Below are 25416 nucleotides of genomic sequence, written 5' to 3'. Positions count from 1 at the left end.
GCGCTTTCTTCAGTCGAGCGCGAACTGTTCGCGCAATGCCGCGCAGAAATCTTCGGTGCCGCTCAGCGAGAAGGTGAGGGTGTCGAAGCGCGGCTCGTCTTCGTGCGTTTCCTGCAGGTCGTAATCCCACATCGCGCCTTCTTCGAGGGGTCCGCGCGCGCCGGGGAAGGTGGCCTCGGCCCAGGCCAGCACCCGCGCGATCTCGGCCCGCACCTCGGGCGTCTTGTCCGGCGGGGTCGATGCCATCGCGTCGAAGGTGCCGTGGCCCTCGGTGTCTTCGCTGTAGTCGAAATCCAGATAGCGCAGTTCGGTCGTCATGGGGTCGATGCCTTGGCGGCGGCCAGCCCGCTGAGCACCGCGCCTTCGAGCGTGGCGGGGTAGGGGCCTTCGATGTAGTCGCCGCAGGCTCGAAGGCCCTGCGCAATGGCTGACGGGGGTCTGGCGAGCGCGGGCGTGCAGGCGAAGGTGGCGCGCTTCTCGACGACGGTCTGCACGAGCTGCAGGTTGGCCTGGCCCAGTTGCGCGGCGGCTTGTGCGATCACCTGTTCTTCCAGCAATTCGCGCGATGTTTCGTTGGCGCTGACGACCATGGCGAGCACGCCGTGCAGGCCGCCGAGCTGGCCTTTGTCGAAGGCGAACTGCGCGGGCGCCGTGGCCGGGTTGCTGCGCAGCGCGAGCATGGGTTCGGCGAGCGGCGAAGCCCCGCGCACGTAGACCGTGGCGATGGCTTCGAAGCGCAGGGCCTCGGTGGTGGCGCACCATGCGTCGGCCGGCAGGCCTGAGGCGCGAACCAGCCGCGCGGCGTCCCACGGCGCGCAGGCCAGCACGACCTGGTCGAATACTTCCTCGTCAACGCGCCAAAGGCCCGCTTCGGGCGCAATCGCGCGCACGCGGTGACCGATGCGCACGGCCGCGCCATTCGCCGTCAACCATCGAATCGCCGCATCGGGCAGCAGGGCGCCCAGGTCGGCACGCGGCAACAGCAGGTCGGCGCCACCGCTGCCGCTGAAGAGCGCGTCTTTCAGCACGCGCAGGAACACTTCGCCGCTCGACTGCCCCACGGGCGTATTGAGCGCCGACACGCACAGCGGCTCGATCAGCTCCTTCATCACGCGCGGCGTGAGACCGGCGCACAGGTCGGCGACCGCGGTGTGCGCGGCGCAGCGGAAGCCGGCAAGCCGCCAGCGGACTGCCGTGCGCAGCAGCGAAGACTTGTCGCGCCAGGCCCAGCCGCGCGCTGTGAATATGCCCACCAGCAGGTCGAGCGGCGCGGGCAATCGAGGCAGCTTGAGCCCGCCGCCGTCGGCAAAGCGCAGCGAGAGCGGCAGGCGCAGCAGCGCCTGGTCGACATCGACGCCGACGTCGCGCATCAGCTTGAGCGTGGCGGTGTACGCGCCGATGAGGATGTGCTGGCCGTTGTCGAGCGCCATGCCGTGCATGTGGTCGACGCGGCGCGCGCGCCCGCCCGGCATCGGCGCGGCTTCGAACAGTGTCACGGCATGGCCCAGGCGCGTGGCCTCGACGGCGCAGGCGAGGCCGGCCCAGCCGGCGCCGATGACGGCCGTCGTCTTTTTCAAGCTCAGATCCGCCCGAGCGCCTGAACCTTCCACGCCAGCCACAACTTGCGCACCGGCGTCAGGCTCACGCGCTGGTTCAGCACCTGGAAGTCGTCATGCTCGATCTCGCGCAGCAGCGTGCGGTAGATGCTGGCCATCATCAGGCCCGGCTTCTGCGCGCGGCGGTCGGCCAGCGGGAGCATCGACAGTGCTTCGTCGTAGGCCGCGTGGGCGCGCTCGGCCTGGAACTTCATCAGCGCGACGAAGCGTTCGGAGTGCACGCGGTTCAGGATCTCATGCGCCTTCACGTCGAACTTCTGCAGTTCGTTCACCGGCAGGTAGATGCGGCCGCGAAGGGCGTCCTCGCCCACGTCGCGCAGGATGTTCGTGAGCTGCAGCGCCAGGCCCAGCTTGTGGGCGTAGGCGGTGGTCTGCGGATCGGTCTGGCCGAAGATGCGCGCCGCGACTTCGCCCACCACGCCGGCCACCAGGTGGCAGTAGCGCGCAAGGCCGGGAAAGTCGAGGTAGCGGGTCTGGTCCAGGTCCATCTGGCAGCCGTCGATCACTTCGTGCAGCTGCCGCGCCTCGATGCCGTAGGCCGCGACGTGCGGCATCAGGGCCTGCATCACCGGATGGTGCGGCGTGCCGGCGAAGGCCTGGGCGACCTCGGTGCGCCACCAGGCGAGCTTGGTGGCGGCCACGCCGGGGTCGGTGACCTCGTCGACCACGTCGTCGACCTCGCGGCAGAAGGCGTAGAACGCGGTGATCGCGGCGCGCCGCGGCTTGGGAAGGAACAGGAAGGCGTAATAGAAACTGCTGCCCGAGGCGGCGGCCTTGTCTTGCACGTATTGCTCGGGATTCATCGGGGAGGCGCTGCTTTCATGGGCCGCCATTGTCTCCGCATCCGCAGGGCGTTCCAGAGCAGCACCGGCGCATCGAGCTTGCCGATGGTGGGACGCTGCGAGAAGGTGTCGAAGCCCAGGTCCTCGATCTTGTCGAGGATGCGCAGGCCGCCCTGCACGACAAAGCGCAGCTCCCAGCCCATGCGGCCCGGCAGGCGGTGCACGAGGGGGGCGCCTTCGGTCATGAGCTCGCGTGCCCAGTGCGACACCACTGCTATCAAATTAATAGCTTCCTGCGGAGGTTCGACGCGGGTCAGCGGCGCAAATACCTTGAAGTTTTCGGGTGTCAGGCCGCGCCGGGCGCAGTCGGTCAGGGGAAAGTAGAAGCGCCCGCGCGGCAGGTCGACGCTCGGGTCCTGCCAGAAATTGATGAGCTGCAGCGCGCTGCAGATGGCGTCGCTCTGCGCAAGCGCGTGCGCGTCGTGCACGCCATACAGATGCAGCAGCAACCGGCCGATGGGGTTGGCGGAGCGGCGGCAGTAGTCGAGCAGTTCGGCGCGGTCGGCGTAGCTGCCGCGGTCGCGGGTTTTCTCGATGTCCTGCATGAAGGCGCTCAGCAGGTCGGCGAGCAACTCCTCGGGCAGCCCGTGCCGGGCGATGCTGTGCACGAGCGGGCCGAACACCTGCGGCCAGCGCGAAGACGCAAGCACTTCGCCTTGCGCGGCGGCGGCGAGTTCTTCGCGGTAGGCGCGCAGCTCGGCCAGGCGCTCGCCGGGCGAGGCGTTGCCTTCGTCGGCGATGTCGTCGGCGGTGCGTGCGAAGTGGTAGATGGCGGCAACGGGCGCTCGCAGGTGCGGAGGGCACAGCCACGACGCGACCGGAAAGTTCTCGTAGTGCGCCGGTGGGGCGGCAAGGTGGGGAGTGGCGGACACGCGACGATTGTCCGCCACGGCGCCATGACCCGGCACTATGCTCGCAGCGTCGCCACTTTGAACTTCCGCTTCATGAAAGCATCCGCTCCGGCTTCCGGGCCCCAGGTTTCTGCGCACGGCGAGGCGCATCCGGCGGGTCCCACGCTCATGATCGCGGCGCTCGGCGTCGTGTTCGGCGACATCGGCACCTCGCCGCTCTACGCCTTCAAGGAGACGATGAACCCGGAGCACGGCATCCCGTTCTCGCCCGACTCGGTGCTGGGGCTGCTGTCGCTGATCTTCTGGGGGCTGATGTTCGTGGTGACGCTGAAGTACGTGGTGTTCGTGCTGCGCGCGGACCACGACGGCGAAGGCGGCATCCTGGCGCTGCAGGCGCTGGCCCGCAGCGCCGTGGCCGGCCCGAAGACCAAGCCCTGGGTGTGGAACGTGATCGGCATGCTGGGCCTGGTGGGCGCGGCCATGTTCTACGGCGACAGCCTGATCACGCCGGCCATCTCGGTGCTGTCGGCGGTGGAAGGCCTGGAAGTGCAGGCGCCCGTGCTGCAGCGCGCGGTGCTGCCGATCACCGTGGTCATCTTGATTGCGCTGTTCGCGGTGCAGAAGAAGGGCACGGGCGTGGTCGGCAAGGTGTTCGGGCCGATCATGCTGTTGTGGTTCCTGGTGCTGGCGGCGGCCGGGCTGTGGCAAATACTGCAGCAGCCGCAGGTGCTGGCGGCGCTCGACCCGCGCCATGCCGTGCGCTTTCTGTTCGAGCACCGGGCGCAGTCGCTCGCGGTGCTGGGCGCGGTGTTCCTGGCCTTCACGGGCGGCGAGGCGCTGTACGCCGACATGGGGCACTTCGGTGCGCGGCCGATCCGCCAGGCGTGGATCTTCATCGCGCTGCCAGGCCTGGTGCTGAATTACTTCGGCCAGGGCGCGCTGGTGCTGGGCAACCCCGCCGCCATCGACAACCCGTTCTTCCGGCTCTTTCCGTCGTGGGGTGTGCTGCCGATGGTGGTGCTCGCCGCCATGGCGACGGTGATCGCCTCGCAGGCGGTGATCTCGGGCGCCTTCTCGCTCACTGCGCACGCCATGCGCATGGGCTACCTGCCGCGCATGCGGGTGATCCAGACCTCGGGCACGGCCATCGGACAGATCTATGTGCCGGCGGTCAACTGGCTGCTGATGGTGGGGGTGCTGCTGCTGGTGCTGGGCTTTCGCAGCTCGGGCGCGCTGTCGGCGGCGTACGGCATCGCGGTGTCGATCACGATGGTGACGACCACGCTGCTGGCAGGCATCGTCGCCTGGGGCCTGTGGCGCTGGAACAGGGTGGCCGTGGTGGTCGGCGTGGCGGCATTCGCGGTGGTCGACCTGACCTTCGTGGTGGCCAACAGCCTGAAGATCGCCGAAGGCGGCTGGCTCACGCTGGCCGTGGCCACCGGGGTGATGGTGCTCTTCACCACCTGGGCCAAGGGCCGCCGGCTGGGGCTGGAGGCGGCCGCGGCCGAGAGCCTGCCGCTGCGACCGTTCATCGAATCGCTGGCGCTGCACATGCCGCACCGGGTGAGCGGCACGGCCGTGTTCCTGAACCCCGACGCCACCGCGGTGCCGCATGCGCTGCTGCACAACCTCAAGCACAACCAGGTGCTGCACGAGCAGGTGATCGTGCTGCGCGTGCTGCCCTGCGACACGCCGCGCGTGGACGCGCGCAACCGCATCGAGGCCGAGCAGCTGATGGAGGGCATCTGGGTGGTCACCGCGCGCCACGGCTTCATGGAGCGGCCCGACGTGCCGGAGTTCATCCGCATCCTGGCGTACCAGAAGACGCTGGCCATCGACTCGATGAAGACCTCGTACTTCGTCTCGCGCGCCTCGGTGGGCGAGGAGAACCTGCCGGGCCTGAACCCCATTCGGCGCGCCTTGTTCGGCTGGCTGCAGCGCAACGCGGGCCGGGCGTCGGACTACTTCGAGCTGCCCGACAACCGGCTGGTGGAGATGGGTCAGCGCACCTAGCGGGAGCGGCCGGCAGGAGGGCTGTCGCTGAGTCATCGGTCGGTAGTGACCGGCGAGTCATTGACAGTATTTAACGTTTACCCTAGATTACTAACCAGTGGGTCAGTAATGGCCCGGTTCGTTCTTCCTAGGGTGTCTCATGACCGCCTCCGCCGTCCTTTCTTCTCGTGCCCGCAGTGCCGCCTGGCTGCTGCTTCCCGCCATCTTCCTGGCCGGCTGTTCGCCGAAACCCGTCGCCGAGGAGCCTGTTCGCGCGGTGAAGTTCGTGACCGTGGGCACGAGCGACTTCGACGCCCAGCCCGAGTTTTCGGCCGAGGTGCGCGCGCGCGTCGAGTCGCGCCTTGGCTTTCGGGTGGCGGGCAAGATCACCCGGCGCCAGGCCGAGCTCGGCCAGCGCGTGCAGGCCGGCCAGGTGCTGGCCCAGCTCGATCCGCAGGACTACAAGCTGGCCGCCGACGCCGCCCGCGCGCAGCAGGCTGCCGCGCTGACCAATCGCGACCTGGCCGCGGCCGACCTGAAGCGCTATGCCGAACTGCGGCAGCAGAACTTCATCAGCGGGGCCGAGCTCGAGCGCCGTGAAACCACCTGGAAGGCCGCGCAGGCCCAGCTCGAACAGGCGCAGGCGCAGCTCGCCTCGCAGGGCAACCAGGCCACCTACACGACGCTGGTGGCCGACGTGGCCGGCGTCATCACCGCCATCGAGGCCGAGCCGGGGCAGGTCGTGCAGGCCGGCACCCCGGTGGTTCGCATTGCCCAGGACGGCGCGCGCGACGTGGTGTTCGCGGTGCCGGAAGACCGCGCCACGCTCATCAAGACCGGCACGCCCGTCACAGTGCGCGGCTGGTCGGGCGGCAGCGAGCTGCAGGGCCTTGTGCGCGAAGTGGCGGCGAGCGCGGACGCGGTCACGCGCACGTACTCGGTCAAGGTCGCCATCGACGCGGCCACCGCGCCGCCGCTGGGCGCCACGGTCTACGCGCGTCCGCAGGCCCTGGCGCACGCCAGCACCGCGGTGATGAAGCTGCCGACCAGCGCACTGCGCCAGGAAGGCAAAGGCTCGGCGGTGTGGGTGCTCGACAAGTCGACCATGACGGTGCGTTCGCAGCCGGTGCAGGTGGCCACCGCCGACGGCAATGAAGCCGTCATCGCCTCGGGCATCGCGCCCGGCATGATGGTCGTGGCCGCCGGCGTGCATGTGCTGTCGCCGGGTCAGAAGGTCACCATCTACCAGTCGAAGGAGGCGGCCGCGGCCGCCGCCAATGCCGCCGCAATCGCCGGCGCGAAGGCGTCGGCGCAGCCCGTGGCTGCCGTCGCCGCGACGAACAAGGAGATCGCTCCTGGCACAACGGGTGCCGCCAAATGAGCGGCGGCGCAGCAGACTCCCACGACAAGCCCGCCGGCTTCAACCTCTCCAAATGGGCGCTGGACCACGCGCCCCTCACGCGCTACCTGATGGTGGTGCTGATGGTGCTGGGTGCGTTCGCGTACTTCCAGCTCGGCCAGGACGAGGACCCCCCCTTCACCTTCCGTGCGATGGTGGTGCGCACCTACTGGCCCGGCGCCACTGCGCAGCAGGTGGCCGAGCAGGTCACCGACAAGATCGAGCGCACGCTGCAGGAGGCGCCGTACGCCGACAAGATCCGCAGCTACTCGAAGCCCGGCGAGTCGCAGATCATCTTCAACATCAAGGACTCGTCGAAGTCCGCCGAGGTGGCCAACGTCTGGTACACGGTGCGCAAGAAGATCGGCGACATGCGCGCCACCTTGCCCGCCGGCGTGCAAGGTCCGTTTTTCAACGACGACTTCGGCGATGTCTACGGCGTGATCTACGCGCTGGAGAGCGAAGGCTTCAGCTACGCCGAGCTCAAGACGCTGGCCGACGACGTGCGCCAGCAGCTGCTGCGCGTGAAGGACGTGGCCAAGGTCGACCAGTTCGGCGTGCAGGACGAGAAGGTCTACATCGAGATCTCGCAGAAGCGCCTGGCGCAGCTGGGGCTGGACTTCAATGTGGTGCTGTCGCAGCTGGGTTCGCAGAACGCGATCGAAAGCGCGGGCACCATCCAGTCGCCGCAGGACGTGGTGCAGGTGCGCGTGGCGGGCCAGTTCACCAGCGTCGACCAGCTGCGCGACATGCCCATTCGCGGCAGCTCGGGCAACCAGCTGAAGCTGGGCGACATCGCGGACATTCGCCGCGGCTACGTCGACCCGCCGGCCGTGAAGGTGCACCACCAGGGCAAGGAAGTGATTGCGCTGGGCGTGTCGATGGCCAAGGGCGGCGACATCATCGCGCTGGGCAAGGCGCTGCGCGCCACCACCGCCACCATCGACCAGCGCCTGCCGGCCGGCGTGAAGCTGGCGCAGGTGCAGGACCAGCCGGTGTCGGTGGCCAGCTCGGTCAATGAATTCGTCGGCGTGCTGATCGAGGCCGTGGCCATCGTGCTGGCGGTGAGCATCATCGCGCTGGGCCTGCACAAGGGCGGGCGCTTCGGCTGGTACATCGACATGCGCCCGGGGCTGGTGGTGGCCATCACCATCCCGCTGGTGCTGGCCGTGACCTTCCTGGCCATGAACTACTTCGGCATCGGGCTGCACAAGATATCGCTGGGCTCGCTCATCATCGCGCTCGGCCTGCTGGTGGACGACGCGATCATTGCGGTCGAGATGATGGTGCGCAAGATGGAAGAGGGCTACGACAAGGTGCGCGCGGCCACCTACGCCTACGACGTGACGGCCAAGCCGATGCTCACGGGCACGCTCATCACGGCGGCCGGCTTCCTGCCGATCGGCCTGGCGAAGTCGGTGACGGGCGAGTACACCTTCGCGATCTTCGCGGTGACGGTGATTGCGCTGGTGCTGTCGTGGATCGTGTCGGTGTACTTCGTGCCTTACCTCGGCACGCTGCTGCTGAAGGTGAAGGCGCACGACCCCAACGCGCCGCCGCACGAGCTGTTCGACTCGCCGTTCTACAACGCGTTTCGCCGTGCGGTGAACTGGTGCGTGCAGTACCGCTGGACGACCATCGGCGTCACGGTGCTGATCTTCGCGCTCGGCATCGTCGGCATGGGCAAGGTGCAGCAGCAGTTCTTTCCGGACTCGAGCCGGCCCGAAATCCTGGTCGACATCTGGTTCCCGGAAGGCACCTCGTTCGCGGCCAACGAAGAGGTCGCCAGGCGCGTGGAGCAGCGCTTCATGCAGGAAGAGGGCGTGAAGACGGTCAGCACCTGGATCGGCTCGGGCGTGCCGCGCTTCTACCTGCCGCTGGACCAGGTGTTTCCGCAGACCAACGTGTCGCAGCTCATCGTGCTGGCCAAGGACCTGAAGGTGCGCGAGACGCTGCGCCTGAAGCTGCCGCAGATGCTGGCGCAGGAGTTCCCCGAGGTGCGCGGGCGCGTCAAGCTGCTGCCCAACGGGCCGCCGGTGGCGTACCCGGTGCAGTTCCGCGTGATCGGCCTCGACCCGGCGCAGCTGCGCACCCATGCCGACGAGGTGAAGGCCGTGCTGCGCGACAACGCCAACATGCGCGGCGTGAACGACAACTGGAACGAGTCGGTCAAGGTCATCCGCCTGGAGATCGACCAGGCCAAGGCGCGCGCGCTGGGCGTGACGAGCCAGGCCATCGCGCAGGCGTCGAAGACCATGTTCAGCGGCACCACCGTGGGCCAGTACCGCGAGAACGACCAGCTGATCGACATCGTGCTGCGCCAGGCGCCGGACGAGCGCCAGGCCATCTCGGACATCGGCAATGCCTACATTCCGACGAGCTCGGGCCGGTCGATTCCGCTGACGCAGATCGCCAAGCCCGTATTCACCTGGGAACCGGGCGTGATGTGGCGCGAGAACCGCGACTACGCCATCACCGTGCAGGGCGACGTGATCGAGGGCCTGCAAGGCGCCACCGTCACGGCCCAGCTGCTGCCGAAGCTGCGCGAACTCGAAGCGGGCTGGGCGGCGGCCGGGCAGGGCGGCTACCGCATCGACGTGGCGGGCGCGGTGGAGGAAAGCAGCAAGGGCTCGGCCTCCATCGTGGCGGGCGTGCCGATCATGCTGTTCCTGGTGTTCACGCTGCTGATGCTGCAACTGCACAGCTTCAGCCGTTCGCTGCTGGTGTTCATCACCGGGCCGATGGGCATTGCCGGGGTGGCAGGTGCGCTGCTGCTGTTGAACCGCCCCTTCGGCTTCGTCGCGCTCCTGGGCGTGATCGCGCTGATGGGCATGATCCAGCGCAACGCGGTGATCCTGATCGACCAGATCGAGCTCGACCGCGCGGCGGGCGTGCCGGCTTGGGACGCGATCGTGGAGTCGGCGGTGCGGCGGCTGCGCCCGATCGTGCTGACGGCCGCGGCGGCGGTGCTGGCCATGATTCCGCTGTCGCGCAGCGTGTTCTGGGGACCGATGGCAGTGGCCATCATGGGCGGGCTGATCGTGGCCACGGTGCTGACGCTGCTGGCCTTGCCGGCGATGTATGCCGCCGCATTCCGCGTGAAGCGCGAGCCGGGCGAGCCGGTGGCATCGCCGGCACCGAATGGGGCCGCGATTAGTGTTTAAAATCGAAGGCTGACCGATTTCAAGCGGATGGTCTTTGGCCCGTGCAAGCGCATGGCGCGAAAAGGGCTGTCCGCTTTTGCATTCACCTGAAAGATTGGCATCGCGCGGGTGGCGAAATTGGTAGACGCACCAGGTTTAGGTCCTGACGTTCGCAAGAACGTGCCGGTTCGAGTCCGGCCCCGCGCACCAGCCCTGCCGAATAGCCCGTTCTATGGCGCAGTGACGAAGCCCCCATTTCGAAAGAGACGGGGGCTTTTTCTTTTTCACCAGTCGCTGCTGCTGTCCGAGCCGCCGCTGCTCGCGTCGTCCCACGAGCTGGTGTCGGTGATGCCGAAGTCGTTGTCGGCGATGCGCTCGGGTTCCTGCGGCGAAGAAGAAGGCCAGAGGCTGCGGCCCATCTCGGTGTTGCCGCTGTCATTGCCGCTGTTGGCGGGGCGGGACGTGTCGTTCCGGTCCGTGGTGTCCGACCTGTCGTGCATCCAGTGGCGCACGGCTTCCTGGGCGACGACCGCGCCCACGCCCACAGCCGCGCCCGTGGCGAGTGCGCCGCCCAGGCCCATGCCCGGCGCGGCTGCGGGCGGCGCCGCAGGCGGCCAGGTGCCGCCGGGGCCGTAGCTCGCATAGCCAGTGGGCGCATTGGCCGCGCCCGGCGCCGGGCCGTACGACGGGGCTTGGGCGGCGGGCGGTGCCACCCGGCGGCGAAACGCGAGGTAGCCGACGGCCAGCAACGCCACCAGGGCGATCGGCAGCCACGGGGTCGAGCCGGTTCTGGCTTCGGTTTGCTGCGGCGCCGGGGTGGGCGTGCTCGTGCGTGCGGGCTCGGTTCGCGGCGGGGTTGCCGCGGGCTTGTCGAGCCTGGCCGTGAGCCTTTCGACGGCCTCGGGCTTGGCGAAGGACAGGTCGGGCGACAGCGCCTTGGCCTGGCCCAGCGCGGCTCTCGCACCGTCGAGCTTGCCCTGCGCCGCGAGGAGTTCCGCCTGGACGAAGTGGGCCTTGGCGCTGCTGGGGTGGTCCTTCAGCACCTTCGCGATCATGGCGTCGGCGTCGGATATCCTGCCGCCGTTTGCCGCGTCATAGATCTGCTGGATGGTGGGCTCGTTCGGTGCGGGCGCGTCGGCCTTGGCCTGCGCCAACAAGGGCATGCCGAAGGCCAGGACAAGGGTGAGGCCGATGGCGGCGAGCATTCGCTGAAACATGAAATCTCCTGTGCGTTCCTGTGGGGAGGAACGAATCGGAACTCACTTTAAAGCGCGAATATTGGACAAACCTGACCGTCGTTCTCGCCACGACAAACCCTCGTGAAAGGCCGCTTTTCCGCCAGATTAGAATCGCGGGTTGCCCAGTTTTGCAGGAGGCACGTGTGTGCCTCCGCATAAATCCCGCCAGCGCGTGTAAGTCCTTGATCTGTATCGATAAATAAGATGCAGGCCCCGCGCACCGGCCCCCTTACCAGGAAGACATCATGACCGTGACCGTTGAAACTCTCGAGAAGCTCGAACGCAAGATCACGCTGACCCTGCCGGTCGGCACCATCCAGAACGAAGTCGATTCGCGCCTCAAGAAGCTCGCGCGCACCGTCAAGATGGACGGCTTTCGTCCCGGCAAGGTGCCAATGAACGTCGTGGCCCAGCGCTACGGCTACTCGGTGCACTACGAGGTCATGAACGACAAGGTCGGCGAAGCCTTCTCGCAAGCCGCCAACGAAGCCAAGCTGCGCGTGGCCGGCCAGCCCCGCATCACCGAAAAGGAAGAGTCGCCCGAAGGCGAACTGGCTTTCGACGCGGTGTTCGAAGTGTTCCCCGAAGTCAAGATCAACGACCTGTCCACCGCTGAAGTCGAGAAGCTTTCGGCCGACGTGGGCGACGACGCCATCGACAAGACGCTGGACATCCTGCGCAAGCAACGCCGCACCTTCGCCCAGCGCGCGCAAGACGCCGTCGCACAGGACGACGACCGCGTGACGGTCGACTTCGAAGGCAAGATCGACGGCGAGCCCTTCCAGGGCGGCAAGGCCGAAGACTTCCAGTTCGTGGTCGGCGAAGGCCAGATGCTCAAGGAATTCGAAGACGCCGTGCGCGGCATGAAGTCCGGCGACAGCCGCACCTTCCCGCTGTCGTTCCCGGCCGACTACCACGGCAAGGACGTGGCCGGCAAGCAAGCCGACTTCATGGTCACGCTGAAGAAGATCGAAGCCTCGCACCTGCCCGAAGTCAACGAACAGCTCGCCAAGTCGCTCGGCATCGCCGAAGCCACGGTCGAAGGCCTGCGCGCCGACATCAAGCGCAACCTCGAGCGCGAAGTGAAGTTCCGCCTGCTGGCGCGCAACAAGAACGCCGTGATGGACGCCCTGGTCGCCAGCGCCGAACTCGACCTGCCCAACGCCAGCGTGCAGTCCGAAGTTGCCCGCATGATCGAAGGCGCCCGCGCCGAGCTCAAGCAGCGCGGCATCAAGGACGCCGACAAGGCCCCGATCCCCGACGAAGTGTTCCGTCCCCAAGCCGAGCGCCGCGTGCGCCTGGGCCTGGTCGTGGCCGAGCTGGTGCGCGCCAACAACCTGCAGGCCAAGCCCGAGCAGATCAAGGCCCACATCGACGAGCTGGCTGCCAGCTACGAAAAGCCGGCCGACGTGGTGCGCTGGTACTTCAGCGACAACAACCGCCTGGCCGAAGTCGAAGCCGTGGTCATTGAGAACAACGTGACCGATTTCGTCCTGGCCAAGGCCAAGGTCACCGACAAGTCGGTGTCGTTCGACGAACTGATGGCGCAACAGCAAGGCTGATTTCCGTCGCTGCCCGCATCGCCAATGGGGCTTGTGCTTTGCGGCACGAGCCCCATTTCACTCAGGCGTACAGTTCACACAGCAGCGAACGACTTCATCTTCCGGAAAGAAAATTCATGATCGCAAACGAAATTCAAGGCCTCGGCATGGTTCCGATGGTCATCGAGCAATCGGGCCGCGGCGAGCGGTCTTACGACATCTACTCGCGCCTCCTCAAGGAGCGCATCATTTTCCTGGTGGGCGAGGTCAACGACCAGACGGCCAACCTCGTGGTGGCGCAGTTGCTGTTCCTCGAGAGCGAGAACCCGGAAAAGGACATCTCGTTCTACATCAACTCCCCGGGCGGCAGCGTGAGCGCCGGCATGGCGATCTACGACACCATGCAGTTCATCAAGCCTGATGTGTCGACCATGTGCCTCGGCTTCGCGGCCAGCATGGGCGCCTTCCTGCTGGCGGCCGGTGAGAAGGGCAAGCGTTTCTCCTTGCCCAACTCGAAGATCATGATCCACCAGGTGCTCGGCGGCGCACGCGGCCAGGCCACGGACATCGAAATCCATGCGCGCGACATCCTGCGCACCAAGGACCAGATGAACCGCATCCTGGCCGAACGCACGGGCCAGCCGCTGGAAAAGGTCAAGTCGGACACCGAACGCGACTACTTCCTGACGGCCGACGAGGCCAAGGAATACGGTCTGGTGGACCAGGTCGTCGCCAAGCGCGGTTAAGGCTGCGCGGCGCCAATGGCGCCAAATGGCAAAAAACGGCGTTTTCCACACGGGAAACGCCGTTTTTGTTTAGTTATCATTGTCCATTCCCTGTAACGAGGCACCTGTCCATGGCCGAAAAAAAAGGCTCTTCCAGCGAAAAAACGCTTTATTGCTCGTTTTGCGGCAAGAGCCAGCATGAGGTCAAGAAGCTGATCGCGGGCCCTTCGGTCTTCATCTGCGACGAGTGCATCGACCTCTGCAACGAGATCATCCGCGACGAACTCCCCGCGGGCGAAGAGGCGCGCGAGGCGCGCAGCGACCTGCCCACGCCGCTGGAGATCAAGACCAACCTCGACAACTACGTGATCGGCCAGGAGCCGGCCAAGCGCATGCTGTCGGTGGCGGTCTACAACCACTACAAGCGTCTGCGCCACAAGGAAAAGGCCAAGGGCGAAGACGTCGAGCTCAGCAAGAGCAACATTCTGCTGATCGGCCCGACGGGCTCGGGCAAGACGCTGCTGGCGCAAACGCTGGCGCGCATGCTCGACGTGCCGTTCGTGATGGCCGACGCCACCACCCTGACTGAAGCCGGCTACGTGGGCGAGGACGTCGAGAACATCATCCAGAAGCTGCTGCAGAGCTGCAACTACGAGGTCGAGCGCGCCCAGCGTGGGATCGTCTACATCGACGAAATCGACAAGATCTCGCGCAAGTCCGACAACCCCTCCATCACGCGCGACGTGTCGGGCGAGGGCGTGCAGCAGGCCCTGCTGAAGCTCATCGAAGGCACGATGGCCAGCGTGCCGCCCCAGGGCGGGCGCAAGCACCCGAACCAGGACTTCCTGCAGATCGACACGACCAACATCCTGTTCATCTGCGGCGGTGCGTTCGCGGGCCTCGAGAAGGTCATTGAAAACCGCACCGAGGCGTCGGGCATCGGCTTCGGCGCCAAGGTCAAGAGCAAGGCCCAGCGCAGCATCACCGAAGTGTTCCGCGAGGTCGAGCCCGAAGACCTGATCAAGTTCGGCCTGATCCCCGAACTGGTGGGCCGCATGCCGGTGGTCGCGTCGCTCGCGGAGCTCAGCGAGGACGCGCTGGTGCAGATCCTGACCGAGCCCAAGAACGCGGTGGTCAAGCAATTCACCAAGCTGCTGCAGATGGAAGGCGTGGACCTCGAGATCCGCCCGGCGGCGCTCAAGGCGATCGCGCGCAAGGCGCTGGCCCGCAAGACCGGTGCGCGCGGACTGCGCTCGATCCTTGAACAGTCGCTGATCGACACCATGTTCGAATTGCCCAACGCGACCAATGTCGACAAGGTGGTGGTCGAGGAATCGACCATCGACGAAAACAAGCCCCCGCTGCTCGTGTACCGCGAAGCGGCGAAAAAGGCCTAAAGCCAAAGACGCGAAGGATCTGCATGTCTGGCCACACCCCCTTGCCCCCCGAAGCACTCGACCTGCCGCTGCTCCCGCTGCGCGACGTCGTGGTGTTTCCCCACATGGTGATCCCGCTCTTCGTGGGACGCCCCAAGAGCATCAAGGCGCTCGAACTGGCCATGGAGGCGGAGCGCCGCATCATGCTGGTGGCCCAGAAGGCCGCCGCCAAGGACGAGCCCTCGGTGGAGGACATGTTCGAGGTCGGCTGCGTCTCGACCATCCTGCAGATGCTCAAGCTGCCCGACGGCACGGTGAAGGTGCTGGTCGAAGGCCAGCAACGCGCGCGCGTCAATCGCATCGACGACGGCGAGACGCATTTCTCGGCCAACGTGACGCCCCTGGCGCTTGCCGAAGGCGGCGAAAAAGGCACCGAGGTCGAGGCGCTGCGCCGAGCCGTGATGCAGCAGTTCGACCAGTACGTCAAGCTGAACAAGAAGATCCCGCCCGAGATCCTCACCTCGATCTCGAGCATCGACGATCCGGGCCGCCTGGCGGACACCATCGCCGCGCACCTGCCGCTCAAGCTGGACAACAAGCAGGCTGTGCTGGACCTCGACGACGTCAAGGCACGGCTGGAAAACCTGTTCGGGCAGCTCGAGCGCGAAGTCGACATCCTGAACGTCGACAAGAAGATCCGCGGGCGCGTGAAGCGCCAGATGGAAAAGAACCAGCGCGACTTCTATCTGAACGAGCAGGTCAAGGCCATCCAGAAGGAGCTCGGCGAAGGCGAAGAAGGCGCGGACATCGAGGAGATCGAGAAGAAGATCAAGCTCGCCAAGATGTCCAAGGAAGGCCTGAAGAAGGCCGAGGGCGAGCTCAAGAAGCTCAAGCTCATGTCGCCCATGTCGGCCGAAGCCACCGTGGTGCGCAACTACATCGACGTGCTGATCGCCCTGCCGTGGAGCAAGAAGACCAAGATCAAGCACGACCTGGCCAATGCCGAGGCCGTGCTCAACGCGGACCACTACGGCCTGGAGAAGGTCAAGGACCGCATCCTGGAATATCTCGCGGTGCAGCAACGCGTGGACAAGGTCAAGGCGCCCATCCTGTGCCTCGTGGGCCCGCCGGGCGTCGGCAAGACCTCGCTGGGGCAGTCGATCGCCAAGGCGACCGGGCGCAAGTACACGCGCATGGCGCTCGGCGGCATGCGTGACGAGGCCGAGATCCGCGGCCATCGCCGCACCTACATCGGCGCACTGCCGGGCAAGGTGCTGCAAGGCCTGAGCAAGATCGGCACGCGCAATCCGCTGTTCCTGCTCGACGAAATCGACAAGCTGGGCACGGACTTCCGTGGCGACCCGTCGAGCGCGCTGCTCGAAGTGCTCGACCCCGAGCAGAACCACACCTTCGGCGACCACTACGTGGAAGTCGACTTCGACTTGAGCGACGTGATGTTCGTCGCCACGTCGAACTCGATGAACATTCCGCCGGCGCTGCTGGACCGCATGGAAGTTATTCGCCTTTCGGGCTACACCGAAGACGAGAAGACCAACATCGCGATCAAGTACCTGCTGCCCAAGCAGTTGAAGAACAACGGCGTCAAGGAAGAAGAGCTGTTCGTCACCGAAGAGGCCGTGCGCGACATCGTTCGCTACTACACCCGTGAAGCGGGCGTGCGTTCGCTCGAGCGCGAGCTCTCCAAGATCTGCCGCAAGGTGGTGAAGGGCCTGCTGCTCAAGCAACTGACACCCAAGGTGACGGTCGACGGTGCCAACCTCAACGAGTTCCTCGGCGTGCGCAAGTACAGCTTCGGCCTCGCCGAGAAGCAGAACCAGGTCGGCCAGGTGGTCGGCCTCGCGTGGACCGAAGTCGGCGGCGACCTGCTGACGATCGAGGCGGTCACCATGCCCGGCAAGGGCGTGATCAGCCGCACCGGTTCGCTCGGCGACGTGATGAAGGAATCGGTCGAGGCCGCGCGCACCGTGGTGCGCAGCCGCTCGCGCCGCCTGGGCATCAAGGACGAGGTGTTCGAGAAGCGTGACATCCACATCCACGTGCCCGACGGCGCGACGCCCAAGGACGGCCCTAGCGCGGGCGCGGCGATGACGACGGCCTTCGTGTCGGCGCTCACGGGCATTCCCGTGCGCAGTGACGTCGCAATGACCGGCGAAATCACGCTGCGCGGCGAGGTGACAGCCATCGGCGGCCTGAAGGAAAAGCTGCTCGCCGCATTGCGCGGCGGCATCAAGACCGTGCTGATTCCGGAAGAGAACGCCAAGGACCTGCAGGACATTCCCGAGAACGTGAAGAACGGCCTCGAGATCGTGCCTGTGAAGTGGATCGACAAGGTGCTCGAGATCGCGCTCGAGAAGATGCCAGTGCCGTTGTCCGACGAAGAGGTGGCCGCATCGGCTGCTGCGGTGGCCGAGTTGGCCAAGCAGCGCGCGGGCGCGCCGGCTTCGGAAGGCTCGGTCAAGCACTGATCGATGGCGAAAGTTTGGGAGCCTCGAAATATTGGTATATAATTCGAGGCTCGAAACGCGGGAATAGCTCAGTTGGTAGAGCGCAACCTTGCCAAGGTTGAGGTCGAGAGTTCGAGACTCTTTTCCCGCTCCAGTTTTGAAAAAGGGAAGCATCAGCTTCCCTTTTTTTCGCAGGTTCGATTTCGTATTTCTGCGTGGCGCGATAGCAAAGCGGTTATGCAACGGATTGCAAATCCGTCTAGCCCGGTTCGACTCCGGGTCGCGCCTCCACCTTCTCGTTCAACAAGATTCGACCCGTCTTTCAAGCCCCGCCAACCGACGTTGCCGGGGCTTGTTTTGTTTGGGTTATCGTCGATGTTCAACCTGACGCCCGGATGGTGAAATTGGTATACACATCGGACTTAAAATCCGCCGCTTCCTTGATCGGGGCATACGGGTTCGACCCCCGTTCCGGGTACCAAACTTACATGGGAGCACTCGATGCCTCGCTACAACGCTCCATTTGAAATCCACGTGCACGGCGATGTGCCGCTGCGTTCGGACGTGAGCTTCGACCAGATCCAGGAGGCGCTCAAGCCCCTGTGGACGTACGCCGGCGCGAAGTCGCTGGCCGACGGTGCCACGAGCACCTACGAAGAAGAGCCGGGCATCCGCTTCGAGCAGAAGGACCACACCCTGCAGATCTGCTGGACCGTGCCGGGCGACGAAGATTTTCGTCAGGCGCTCGACGAGATGTGCATGGCACTGAACGAGCTTTCCGACCGTGGCGCGGCCATCGAGGTCACCTTCTACGACACCGACTTCGACGAGGAAGAGGGCGACCCCGACGAAGAGTCGCGCGACGACTTCCTGATGCTGTTCGTCGGCCCCAACCCGGCCGCGATCATGCAGGTGCAGCGCGACCTGTTGGTGGAAGACGTCATCAACCTCATGGAGCGCCACTTCGACGGCGCCGAGCTGGGTGGTGTGGTGTCCGAGATCGACCGCCTCTTCAGCGACCGTTTCGACGCACTCGTGAACTCGCTCCAGATCGGCAAGCGCCCCCGCGGCACAGGTGGCCCCGGCAGCGGCGGCAGTGGTGGTGGCCATGGCGGCGGTCGTCGTCCGCGTCACCTGCACTGACCGGCCCGCGCGGGCCTTCCAGGCCCTTCCAGGCCCTTCTGGGCTCTACTAGGGCGATTACTGCCGCAACGACTTCGGCACCTTGTAGCGCTCGCCGTCGTAGCGCAGCGTCACGGCGCTGAACTTCGCCGGCAGCGTCTTCTCCACGCAGCCTTGGTCTTCTTCCTGCTGCGCGCGGCTTTGCACCAGCGTGCGCGACAGCTGCAGGTCGGCAAAGCCGTTGCTGACCGCCTTGCCGATCGACAGCATGGTGCGCAGCTTCTCGAAGTGGCCGGTGCAGGTGGCGTCCCAGCCGCCGTTGTCGTGGTCTAGCTCGACCTCCTGCAGCACCTGGCGGAATTGCTTGCCGTGGTGCACATAGAGCCGCACGGTTTCGCTCGCCAGCGGGCTGCCCGGTGCGCTGGTGCCGCGGTAGCGCACGCGCACGCCGAAGGCGCGGGCTTCGCTCGACAGCACGTAGCGCGAGGTGTCGATGCGGATGTCCTGGATCGAGGTGGTCGCGTCTTCGTCGAGCGCCTCGGGCTGCATGAGCCGGCCTATGACGGTGTCGCGCTCGGTGTTGCCGTTGTCGGGCCGCTGGATCAGCAGGATCTCGAGGTCGAACACCTTGGCGCCACGGTCGGTGGTTTCGCGCGGCATCGGCAGCACGACGATGCTGCGCCCGGGAAAGGCCGGCCAGATCTTGCAGGCGGCAAGCCGCTCGTCGAGCGGGCGGTTGGGATGCAGCTTGGCGTGCATGCGCTCGGCCAGGCCGCTCTCGCAGGCTGCGTGGCTCAGGCCGGCGGCCGAGAGGCACAGGAGGAGGGCACTGTGGCGGAGAAAGCGCATGAGGGCGATCAGGTCAGGCCGCGGTGGCCGCGGGAAGCCCGAGCCATCGTGCGGCCGCGGCTTCGAGCACGGCGACGTGGCCGCTGCTTTCCAGGCGCAGCGTGCCGTTGCCGTTGCTGTCACCCGCGAGTTGGCCGGCGGACGTCAGCAGGCGCCGCGTCTGCTGCGCCACGGGCACGCCGGTATCGATGAAGCGCAGCGTGGCCGGCGCATGCCGGGCCAGCGCGTCCTTCACGAGCGGATAGTGGGTGCAGCCGAGCACGACGGTGTCGACGTCGGTGGGGCCGTTGCCGAAGGGCCCGGCCTCGTTCATGTAGCGCTCGCACAGCGTCGCGATGCCAGCCGCGTCGAAACCTTCGATGGCTTTCACGAGGCCGTCGCAGGGCACCGGCCGCACCTCGGCCGAGCCGGCGAACGATGCGCGCAAGGCGGCGTACTTGGCGCTGGCCAGGGTGCCGCGCGTGGCCAGCACCGAGACGTGTCCGGTGCGGCTCGCCGCCACGGCGGGCTTGAGACCGGGCTCCAGGCCCACGATCGGCAGCTCCGGGTGTTCGGCCCGCAGCAGGTGAATAGCGGCGGTGGTGGCCGTGTTGCAGGCCACCACGAGCGCCTTGATGCGGTGTTCCCGCATTAAGTGCTCGACCACCGCGCGCGACCGCTCGATGACATAGGCGTCTCCGCGCTCGCCGTACGGTGCATAGGCCGTGTCGGCGAAGTACACGAAGTCCTCGTGCGGCAACTCGGCCCGCAGCGCGGCCAGCACACTGAGGCCACCGACCCCGCTGTCGAAGACGCCTATGTCGCTCAAGCTTCTTCCATCATGATGGTCTTGAACTCGCCGCTGGCGATGCGCTTCTGCCACTCGGCCGGGCCGGTGATGTGCGCGCTGGTGCCGCCGGCGTCGACCGCCACCGTCACGGGCATGTCGACCACGTCGAATTCATAGATGGCTTCCATGCCCAGGTCCGCGAAGCCCACCACCTTGGCGGTCTTGATGGCCTTGCTCACGAGGTAGGCGGCGCCGCCCACGGCCATGAGATAGGCGCTCTTGTGCTTCTTGATGGCTTCGATGGCGACCGGTCCGCGCTCGGCCTTGCCGATCATCGCGATCAGGCCGGTCTGGGCCAGCATCATTTCGGTGAAGCCGTCCATGCGCGTGGCGGTGGTCGGGCCGGCGGGGCCCACGGCCTCGTCGCCGACCGGATCGACCGGCCCGACGTAGTAGATGACGCGGTTCGTGAAGTCCACCGGCAGCTTCTCGCCCTTGGCCAGCATGTCCTGGATGCGCTTGTGCGCCGCGTCGCGGCCGGTGAGCATCTTGCCGTTCAGCAGCAGGGTGTCGCCGGGTTTCCAGCTCGCCACTTCGGCCGGCGTGAGCTTGTCGAGGTCGACGCGCTTGCTCTTCTTTTCGTCGGGTGCCCAGTTGACGTTGGGCCACAGGTCGAGCGAAGGCGGGTCGAGGTACACCGCGCCGCTGCCGTCCATCACGAAGTGCGCATGGCGGGTGGCCGCGCAGTTGGGGATCATCGCCACGGGCTTGCTGGCCGCGTGCGTCGGGTACATCTTGATCTTGACGTCCAGCACGGTGGCCAGCCCGCCCAGGCCCTGCGCGCCGATGCCCAGCGCATTGACCTTCTCGTACAGCTCGATGCGCAGCGCCTCGACCTTGCTGAGTTCGGCGCCCGATGCCTTCTTGGCCTGCAGCTCGTGCATGTCGAGGTCGCCCATCAGGCTTTCCTTGGCCATCAGCGCGGCCTTCTCGGCGGTGCCGCCGATGCCGATGCCCAGCATGCCCGGCGGGCACCATCCTGCGCCCATGGTGGGCACCGTCTTGAGCACCCAGTCGACCACGCTGTCGCCAGGGTTCAGCATGACCAGCTTGCTCTTGTTCTCGCTGCCGCCGCCCTTGGCCGCGACCGTCACTTCGACGGTGTTGCCCGGCACGATCTCGGTGAAGATCACCGCGGGCGTGTTGTCCTTGGTGTTCTTGCGGTCGAACTGCGGGTCGGCCACGACCGAGGCGCGCAGCGTGTTGTCGGGGTGGTTGTAGCCGCGGCGCACGCCTTCGTTGATGGCGTCGTCCAGGCTGCCGGTGAAGCCGCCCCAGCGCACGTCCATGCCCACCTTGAGGAACACGTTGACGATGCCGGTGTCCTGGCAGATCGGGCGGTGCCCCGTGGCGCTCATCTTGCTGTTGGTGAGGATCTGCGCAATGGCGTCCTTGGCCGCGGGGCTCTGCTCGCGCTCGTAGGCACGGGCCAGGTGGGCGATGTAGTCGGCGGGGTGGTAGTAGCTGATGTACTGCAGCGCGGCGCTGATCGATTCGATCAGGTCGGCCTGCTGGATCGTGGTCGTCATGGTGGGGGGGGCTTTTATTGGAGTGTGAAACGCGGGAAACGCCCCCCGATTATCTCAGCCACCGCCCACGGGCTGCAGTGCTACCTCGCCGCGGCCCGGGCCTGGGCAATCCAGTCGTCGAACAGCTGCTGATGCACCCGGATCCACCCGTCCGCATGCTGCTCCACGTCCTTCTGCGTGTTGGCGCCCTGGCTCATGCGCAGGTTCTGTGCGTTGATGTCGCTGATCGGCAGCTTCATCACCTCGAACAGCTTGGCCGCGGCCGGGTTCTTCTCGATGAAGGCGCGGTTGGCGACGATCTGCTCCTGGTTGGCCTGGAAGCCGTAGTTCTTGCCGTTGGGCAACTGCGTGTTCGCGGCGCCCTCCTGCGAGGAAGAAAAGGGCACCTGCAGCCACACCACGTCCGTGCCCGGGCGCAGCACCGCGCTCACCCAGTACGGCGTCCACGTGTAGTACAGCACCGGCTTGTCCTGCTTGAAGCGGGCGATCGTGTCGGCCATCAGCGCGGCATAGCTGCCCTGCTTGTGCGTGACCGTGTCGCGCAACTGGTAGGGGCCCAGGTGGTTCTCGATGGCCAGCTCGCAGCCCCAGCCGGGGTTGCAGCCCGTCAGGTCGGCCTTGCCGTCGCCGTCGGCGTCGAACAGCTTCGCGATGGCCGGATCCTTCAACTGCGCGATGTTCGTGATGTTGTATTGCTCGGCCGTCTTGCGGTCGATCAGGTACCCCTGCACCGCGCCGTCGGAATACACGCCCTTGCGCCACAGCTTGGCGTCGCCGCCGCTGTTCTTGTAGAAGTCGGCGTGCAGCAGGCTCCAGTGGTTGGCCATGAAGGTGGCGTCGCCGTTGGCAATGGCCAGGTGCTCCGTGGCGGGCTCCAGGTCCTTCATGGGCTCGACGGTGTAGCCGAGCTTTTCGAGCCCGCGCATCACCAGCAGCGTCTGGAACGCTTCCTCGGCGAGCGAACTCTTCAGCGGCAGCACGCTCACGCCCTTGCCGGGCAGGTCGTTGGCGGCGTGGGCCACGTTCGCAGCCATGCCGACGGCGACGAAGCCGATGGCCCAAAAACCGCGTGCGATGCCGCGTGCGATGACATTCATTGGCTTCATGCGTCTGGTTTCTCCTTGGCGGCTCATTGCGCTTGCGCGGACAGGGCGGGAACGGGCTCGTTCCCCGGGCGCGAAGACGCGGGCGACGACGAAGGCGAGCCCACCAGCCGCTGCAGCAGGCGCAGCGCGAAGCCCGCAGGCCCGGTGTGCCACCAGCGGCGCCCGGCGCTGCGGCGCGACTTGCCCATGGCCTGCGTCAGGCGGTCCAGCGTGATGGCCAGCAGCACGATGCCCAGGCCGCCCACGGTGGCCAGGCCCATGTCGAGCCGGCCGATGCCGCGCAGCACCATCTGGCCCAGGCCGCCCACGGCGATCATCGAGGCGATCACCACCATCGACAGCGACAGCATCAGCGCCTGGTTGATGCCCGCCATGATCGACGGCATGGCCAGCGGCAACTGCACCTTCACCAGCATCTGCCACGGCGAGGCGCCATAGGCGCGCGCGGCCTCGATGAGGTCGGGGCGCACCTGGCGCAGGCCCAGGTTGGTCAGGCGCACCAGCGGCGCCAGCGCGAAGATGATCGTCACGATCACGCCCGGCACGTTGCCGATGCCGAACAGCATCACCACCGGCACCAGATACACGAAGGCGGGCGTGGTCTGCATCGCGTCCAGCACCGGCCGCATGATGCGTTGCGCGCGGTCGCTGCTGGCCAGCAGCACGCCCAGCGGCAGGCCGATCACCATGCAGAACACCAGCGAGGTCAGCACCAGCGACAGCGTCACCATCGCTTCAGGCCAGATGCCCAGCATGGCCACCAGCAAGAGCGCCACCGTGGTGCCGATGGCCAGCGCACGGCCGGCGAACTGCCAGGCCAGCAGGCCGACGAGGGCGATCATCGCCAGAGTGGGCAGGCCCGTCAGCAGGCTCTGCACCCAGTTCAGCGTGCTGTCGATGGGCAGGCGCACGGTCTGGAAGAAGGGGCGGAAGTGCTCCACCACCCAGCCCAGGCCCTGGTTGATCCAGGACTCGACCGGCAGGGAGCCGTCCCACAGTCGATGCAGCTGGAAGCCGCTGGCAGCGTCGGGCGAGCCGGCCAGTTGATGGGCGGCATTGACCGGCGCGTCGAGCCAGGCGTTCGTGGCCGAGGTGTCAGGCGCGGCCGAAAGCGCTTCCCACGGATCGACGGGGGAGGGCGCGTCCATTGCGGGTGCATTCAGCTCAGAAGGAAGTGTGTTGTCGTTCATCGTTCAAGGTCCTTCGTGGATTCAGTGCGGTTCGGCGGCGAGCGCGGGGGCGGCGTTGGGCACGACCGGCTCGATGGGCGGCGTTTCGCGGTCGAGGAACTTGAGCAGCGTCGTCTTGCTGATCGCGCCGCAGAAGCGGCCGTCGCTCGCCACCACCGGCAGCGCGCACGGCGCCTGCGCCAACTGGCCGATCAGGCCCGCCACGGGCGCCTCGGCGTCGATGCGCGGCAGGTCGGCCAGGAAAGCGCGCTGCAGTCCCAGCGGGCCCGAATGCCCGTCGAGCGCGCCGCGCAGCGTGTCGGCCGACACCACGCCGAGAAAGCGCTTGGTCGGGCTGGTCACGTAGGCGAAGTCGCGGTCCTGGTCTTCGAGCAGCTTGAGCGCCGCGCGCGCGCCGCGCTCGGGGTGCTCGCTGACCACCGTGAGCGACTTGCGCGCGATGTCCGCCGCCTTGAACACCGCCGCCGCGTCCACGCCGCGCACGAAGCTGCGCACGTAGTCGTCGGCGGGACTGCGCAGGATCTCGTCGGGCGTGCCGACCTGGATCACCTGGCCGTCCTTCATGATCGCGATGCGGTCGCCGATGCGCATGGCCTCGTCCAGGTCGTGCGAAATGAAGACGATGGTGCGGCGCTGTTCCTGCTGCAGGCGCAAGAGCTCCGACTGCATTTCGGTGCGGATGATCGGGTCGAGCGCCGAGAAGGCCTCGTCCATCAGCAGGATCGACGGGTCGGAGGCCAGCGCGCGCGCCAGGCCCACGCGCTGCTGCATGCCGCCCGAGAGTTCGTCGGGGTAGCTCGCGCCCCAGCCCGCCAGGCCGACCTGCGCCAGTGCCTTGTCCGCCTGCGCCAGGCGGTCTTTCTTGCTGGTGCCGGAGAGTTCGAGGCCGAAGGCGGTGTTCTCGCGCACCGTCATGTGCGGCATCAGCGCGAACGACTGGAACACCATGCTGATGTCCTTGCGGCGCAGCGCGCGCAGCTTGGCGTCGGAGTGTTCGTTGATGTCGGCGCCGTCGATCACGATGCGGCCCGCCGTGGGCTCGATCAGCCGGTTGAGCAGGCGCACGAGGGTGGACTTGCCCGAGCCCGAGAGACCCATGATGACGAAGATTTCTCCAGCCTGGATTTCGAAGGTGGCGTCGAAAACGCCGATCGATTGACCGGTGCGCGCCAGGATTTCTTTCTTTGAAAAACCTTGCCGGACCAGTTCCAGGGCCTGCTGCGGCTCGTCGCCGAAGACCTTGAAAACGTGGTCGATGAGAATTCCTTTGGCCATATGCGGGGGCTCCTTTTGATCCCTGTGGAGGGGGTGGACGAACATCGCCACAAGCGGGCGACGGCGACCACGCCATCAGCCGATGGGTTGCCGGGGCACGCGCAAGACGCGCGCAATGGCCCGGCAGGCCTCAAGGGCTGCCGACAGGCACTGAAGACGACGTGGCGACGAAACCAGTGCCCGCCGGATGCTTCATTCGCAGGGCAACGGGCCTGGTCGAGGGGCGCCGCCTGGATGAGCGTGACGTGGCAATGGGGCCGGACAGATCCGGCCGTTTTGCCGGGCTGGGCCCGGCGGGAGAACCTTGCACCGCGACGGGATTCGGGGA

At 66.7% G+C, this 25416-nt stretch carries 19 protein-coding genes and 4 tRNA genes; 12 read left to right on the top strand and 11 right to left on the bottom strand.

Features of this window, described 5'->3' with window-relative positions:
- Positions 1–9 precede the first annotated feature (9 nt).
- The 4 genes from AC1DJH_RS00760 to hpnC are packed head-to-tail and all read right to left on the bottom strand — an operon-like array spanning position 10 to position 3330.
- On the bottom strand, positions 10–318 hold the full coding sequence (locus AC1DJH_RS00760) for a hypothetical protein (RefSeq protein ID WP_478184365.1): 309 nt from the start codon (positions 316–318) through the stop codon (positions 10–12).
- Positions 315–1577, bottom strand: a complete 1263-nt coding sequence (gene hpnE, locus AC1DJH_RS00755; RefSeq protein ID WP_478184364.1) for a hydroxysqualene dehydroxylase HpnE — start codon at positions 1575–1577, stop codon at positions 315–317. Before hpnE ends, AC1DJH_RS00760 begins: the two co-directional genes overlap by 4 nt.
- A gap of 2 nt (positions 1578–1579) precedes the next feature.
- Positions 1580–2419, bottom strand: coding sequence for a presqualene diphosphate synthase HpnD (gene hpnD, locus AC1DJH_RS00750; protein WP_435483595.1), 840 nt, complete (start codon positions 2417–2419; stop codon positions 1580–1582).
- On the bottom strand, positions 2416–3330 hold the full coding sequence (hpnC, locus tag AC1DJH_RS00745) for a squalene synthase HpnC (RefSeq protein ID WP_478184363.1): 915 nt from the start codon (positions 3328–3330) through the stop codon (positions 2416–2418). Before hpnC ends, hpnD begins: the two co-directional genes overlap by 4 nt.
- Positions 3331–3402: 72 nt before the next feature.
- Here hpnC and AC1DJH_RS00740 point away from each other — a divergent pair, with 72 nt between their 5' ends.
- The 4 genes from AC1DJH_RS00740 to AC1DJH_RS00725 all read left to right on the top strand — a co-directional run bounded on the left by AC1DJH_RS00740 (position 3403) and on the right by AC1DJH_RS00725 (position 10053).
- The gene (locus AC1DJH_RS00740; RefSeq protein ID WP_478184362.1) at positions 3403–5322 is read left to right on the top strand and encodes a potassium transporter Kup; all 1920 of its coding nucleotides are present in this window, start codon (positions 3403–3405) and stop codon (positions 5320–5322) included.
- Positions 5323–5461: 139 nt separating this feature from the next.
- A complete protein-coding gene (locus AC1DJH_RS00735) occupies positions 5462–6682 on the top strand; it encodes an efflux RND transporter periplasmic adaptor subunit (RefSeq protein WP_478184361.1) in 1221 nt (406 codons plus the stop codon).
- Complete coding sequence (locus AC1DJH_RS00730; RefSeq protein ID WP_478184360.1) at positions 6679–9864, top strand: efflux RND transporter permease subunit; 3186 nt, start codon at positions 6679–6681, stop codon at positions 9862–9864. The genes AC1DJH_RS00735 and AC1DJH_RS00730 overlap by 4 nt, the downstream gene beginning before the upstream one ends.
- Positions 9865–9966: 102 nt before the next feature.
- A tRNA-Leu gene (locus AC1DJH_RS00725) sits at positions 9967–10053 on the top strand.
- A 74-nt stretch (positions 10054–10127) separates the two neighbouring features.
- Here AC1DJH_RS00725 and AC1DJH_RS00720 read toward each other — a convergent pair.
- Positions 10128–11060, bottom strand: coding sequence for a tetratricopeptide repeat protein (locus tag AC1DJH_RS00720; protein ID WP_478184359.1), 933 nt, complete (start codon positions 11058–11060; stop codon positions 10128–10130).
- A 266-nt stretch (positions 11061–11326) separates the two neighbouring features.
- On the opposite strand from AC1DJH_RS00720, the gene tig reads away from it, so the two are divergent.
- The 8 genes from tig to AC1DJH_RS00680 all read left to right on the top strand — a co-directional run bounded on the left by tig (position 11327) and on the right by AC1DJH_RS00680 (position 18331).
- On the top strand, positions 11327–12643 hold the full coding sequence (tig, locus tag AC1DJH_RS00715) for a trigger factor (protein ID WP_472119391.1): 1317 nt from the start codon (positions 11327–11329) through the stop codon (positions 12641–12643).
- A gap of 116 nt (positions 12644–12759) precedes the next feature.
- Positions 12760–13368: an ATP-dependent Clp endopeptidase proteolytic subunit ClpP gene (gene clpP, locus AC1DJH_RS00710; RefSeq protein ID WP_435435882.1), complete on the top strand. Its 609-nt coding sequence runs from the start codon at positions 12760–12762 to the stop codon at positions 13366–13368.
- Between the two features lie 110 nt (positions 13369–13478).
- Positions 13479–14744, top strand: a complete 1266-nt coding sequence (gene clpX, locus AC1DJH_RS00705; RefSeq protein ID WP_435435883.1) for an ATP-dependent Clp protease ATP-binding subunit ClpX — start codon at positions 13479–13481, stop codon at positions 14742–14744.
- Positions 14745–14767: 23 nt separating this feature from the next.
- Positions 14768–17209 (top strand): endopeptidase La, encoded by a 2442-nt coding sequence (gene lon, locus AC1DJH_RS00700; RefSeq protein ID WP_472119394.1) that lies wholly within the window; start codon positions 14768–14770, stop codon positions 17207–17209.
- A gap of 57 nt (positions 17210–17266) precedes the next feature.
- A tRNA-Gly gene (locus AC1DJH_RS00695) sits at positions 17267–17342 on the top strand.
- A gap of 63 nt (positions 17343–17405) precedes the next feature.
- Positions 17406–17479: transfer RNA gene (locus AC1DJH_RS00690), tRNA-Cys, on the top strand.
- A 98-nt stretch (positions 17480–17577) separates the two neighbouring features.
- A tRNA-Leu gene (locus AC1DJH_RS00685) sits at positions 17578–17669 on the top strand.
- A gap of 20 nt (positions 17670–17689) precedes the next feature.
- A complete protein-coding gene (locus tag AC1DJH_RS00680) occupies positions 17690–18331 on the top strand; it encodes a DUF6806 family protein (protein ID WP_478184358.1) in 642 nt (213 codons plus the stop codon).
- A gap of 57 nt (positions 18332–18388) precedes the next feature.
- Here the strand turns inward: AC1DJH_RS00680 and AC1DJH_RS00675 are convergent, their stop codons facing one another.
- The 6 genes from AC1DJH_RS00675 to proV all read right to left on the bottom strand — a co-directional run bounded on the left by AC1DJH_RS00675 (position 18389) and on the right by proV (position 25088).
- A complete protein-coding gene (locus AC1DJH_RS00675) occupies positions 18389–19159 on the bottom strand; it encodes a PA3715 family protein (protein WP_478184357.1) in 771 nt (256 codons plus the stop codon).
- Positions 19160–19172: 13 nt separating this feature from the next.
- Positions 19173–19967, bottom strand: coding sequence for a glutamate racemase (gene murI, locus AC1DJH_RS00670; RefSeq protein ID WP_478184356.1), 795 nt, complete (start codon positions 19965–19967; stop codon positions 19173–19175).
- A complete protein-coding gene (locus AC1DJH_RS00665) occupies positions 19964–21517 on the bottom strand; it encodes a fumarate hydratase (protein WP_478184355.1) in 1554 nt (517 codons plus the stop codon). The genes murI and AC1DJH_RS00665 overlap by 4 nt, the downstream gene beginning before the upstream one ends.
- 80 nt (positions 21518–21597) lie before the next feature.
- Positions 21598–22614 (bottom strand): glycine betaine/L-proline ABC transporter substrate-binding protein ProX, encoded by a 1017-nt coding sequence (proX, locus tag AC1DJH_RS00660; protein WP_478184982.1) that lies wholly within the window; start codon positions 22612–22614, stop codon positions 21598–21600.
- 32 nt (positions 22615–22646) lie between these two features.
- A complete protein-coding gene (proW, locus tag AC1DJH_RS00655) occupies positions 22647–23813 on the bottom strand; it encodes a glycine betaine/L-proline ABC transporter permease ProW (protein WP_478184354.1) in 1167 nt (388 codons plus the stop codon).
- Between the two features lie 21 nt (positions 23814–23834).
- Positions 23835–25088 (bottom strand): glycine betaine/L-proline ABC transporter ATP-binding protein ProV, encoded by a 1254-nt coding sequence (gene proV, locus AC1DJH_RS00650; RefSeq protein WP_478184353.1) that lies wholly within the window; start codon positions 25086–25088, stop codon positions 23835–23837.
- Positions 25089–25416: the final 328 nt, after the last annotated feature.

It is taken from the genome of Variovorax sp. 10N412, assembly GCF_056394985.1.
Note: the sequence above shows the minus strand (reverse complement) of the source record. Positions and strands in the feature narration are given on the sequence as shown.

Bases quoted from the DNA above. Each gene is read 5' to 3' on its own strand.
- AC1DJH_RS00760 (WP_478184365.1), bottom strand. From the start codon at position 318: ATGACGACCGAACTGCGCTATCTGGATTTCGACTACAGCGAAGACACC.
- hpnD (WP_435483595.1), bottom strand. From the start codon at position 2,419: ATGAATCCCGAGCAATACGTGCAAGACAAGGCCGCCGCCTCGGGCAGC.
- AC1DJH_RS00740 (WP_478184362.1), top strand. From the start codon at position 3,403: ATGAAAGCATCCGCTCCGGCTTCCGGGCCCCAGGTTTCTGCGCACGGC.
- AC1DJH_RS00735 (WP_478184361.1), top strand. From the start codon at position 5,462: ATGACCGCCTCCGCCGTCCTTTCTTCTCGTGCCCGCAGTGCCGCCTGG.
- AC1DJH_RS00730 (WP_478184360.1), top strand. From the start codon at position 6,679: ATGAGCGGCGGCGCAGCAGACTCCCACGACAAGCCCGCCGGCTTCAAC.
- AC1DJH_RS00720 (WP_478184359.1), bottom strand. From the start codon at position 11,060: ATGTTTCAGCGAATGCTCGCCGCCATCGGCCTCACCCTTGTCCTGGCC.
- tig (WP_472119391.1), top strand. From the start codon at position 11,327: ATGACCGTGACCGTTGAAACTCTCGAGAAGCTCGAACGCAAGATCACG.
- clpP (WP_435435882.1), top strand. From the start codon at position 12,760: ATGATCGCAAACGAAATTCAAGGCCTCGGCATGGTTCCGATGGTCATC.
- clpX (WP_435435883.1), top strand. From the start codon at position 13,479: ATGGCCGAAAAAAAAGGCTCTTCCAGCGAAAAAACGCTTTATTGCTCG.
- lon (WP_472119394.1), top strand. From the start codon at position 14,768: ATGTCTGGCCACACCCCCTTGCCCCCCGAAGCACTCGACCTGCCGCTG.
- AC1DJH_RS00680 (WP_478184358.1), top strand. From the start codon at position 17,690: ATGCCTCGCTACAACGCTCCATTTGAAATCCACGTGCACGGCGATGTG.
- AC1DJH_RS00675 (WP_478184357.1), bottom strand. From the start codon at position 19,159: ATGCGCTTTCTCCGCCACAGTGCCCTCCTCCTGTGCCTCTCGGCCGCC.
- AC1DJH_RS00665 (WP_478184355.1), bottom strand. From the start codon at position 21,517: ATGACGACCACGATCCAGCAGGCCGACCTGATCGAATCGATCAGCGCC.
- proX (WP_478184982.1), bottom strand. From the start codon at position 22,614: ATGAATGTCATCGCACGCGGCATCGCACGCGGTTTTTGGGCCATCGGC.
- proW (WP_478184354.1), bottom strand. From the start codon at position 23,813: ATGAACGACAACACACTTCCTTCTGAGCTGAATGCACCCGCAATGGAC.
- proV (WP_478184353.1), bottom strand. From the start codon at position 25,088: ATGGCCAAAGGAATTCTCATCGACCACGTTTTCAAGGTCTTCGGCGAC.